The 1104-nt window shown below is 59.9% G+C and carries 3 pseudogenes; all 3 read left to right on the top strand.

Annotated elements, in window-relative coordinates:
• A pseudogene (locus ACWGTO_RS33520) lies at positions 1 to 708 on the top strand (recombinase family protein); the annotation flags it as partial.
• 36 nt (positions 709 to 744) lie between these two features.
• A pseudogene (locus ACWGTO_RS33515) lies at positions 745 to 956 on the top strand (transposase domain-containing protein); the annotation flags it as partial.
• A pseudogene (locus ACWGTO_RS33510) lies at positions 914 to 1104 on the top strand (hypothetical protein); the annotation flags it as partial. The pseudogenes ACWGTO_RS33515 and ACWGTO_RS33510, both read left to right, overlap by 43 nt.

The following is a 1104-nucleotide window of genomic DNA, read 5'->3' as shown; positions in this document are numbered from 1 at the left end:
GCGACGCTTCGCCGTGTCGAAGCCTGCGAAGCCCGGCTCAACAATCGGCCAGTACGCGATGACGCCGCCACGCCGGATTTTGCCGGCCTGGCTCAGGATCTGAGGGCTGCATGGGACGCTCCCGATGTCGACATGCGTTTTCGGCAGCGGCTCCTGCGTGCACTGATCAAGGATATCGTCGTTACCGTGGACGATGATGCGAGACAGGTCGAACTCACTATACACTGGCAAGGCGGACAGCATTCCCAGGTTCACATTCGCAAGCCAAAGTCCGGCGAGCACACCAAAAGCACGCCCGAGGAGGCGATGGCCATCATCCGATCGATGGCGACGCGCTGGTCCGACGCAGATGTCGCCGCCACGCTCAACCGCATGGGGATGCGGACCGGTCAGGGAAAGACCTGGACAGGGCATCGCGTCAGCTCATTGCGCCGGGTGCACAAGATCGAGGGCTACCGGTCGGCCTGCAACACCGGCGGAGAATGGCTCACCATGTCGGAAGCCGCGACCAAATTCGGCGTCACCAACCATAAAATCCGGCGTGCCGTCGAAGCCGGGCTCTTGCCCACCGAGCAAATCATGCCCGGCGCCCCCCATCAAATCCGCGCAGCGGACCTCGAAAAGCCCGCCGTCAAAGCCGCGATCTCGCGTAAAGGCCCGTGTCGCGTCACCGACCAAACCCAGAAATCCCTGTTTTCCGCCATTTGAAGAGGAGCAGCATAATGAATCATGCATTGGAATCGGAAGAAAAATTGGCTCTTCGCCGGGTCAGACAAGGGCGGTGAGCGCACGCCAACATCCTGACCATCATCGAGACTGCCAAACTCCATGGCCACAATCCGGAGGTCTATCTCACAGACGTCCTGACTCGGATCCAGAGCCATCCCAAGGATCGGCTCCAGGATTTGCTGCCGTGGCAGTGGGTGACGGCGAAAAACCGATACGAGGCTGCGTGATGGCACGCTCGAGGTTCATCTATACGCTCAAAGAAGTCGCCGTCATGATCGGCGAGAACCTTGAACTACTCGAGGAAGTCACCGCCAACTCGGACAATATCGGCGAGGGCGAATTGGTGTATGTCCGCGATGGCAGTGAAGATGGCAC

It is taken from the genome of Mesorhizobium sp. PL10 (assembly GCF_053714315.1).
Note: the sequence above shows the minus strand (reverse complement) of the source record. Positions and strands in the feature narration are given on the sequence as shown.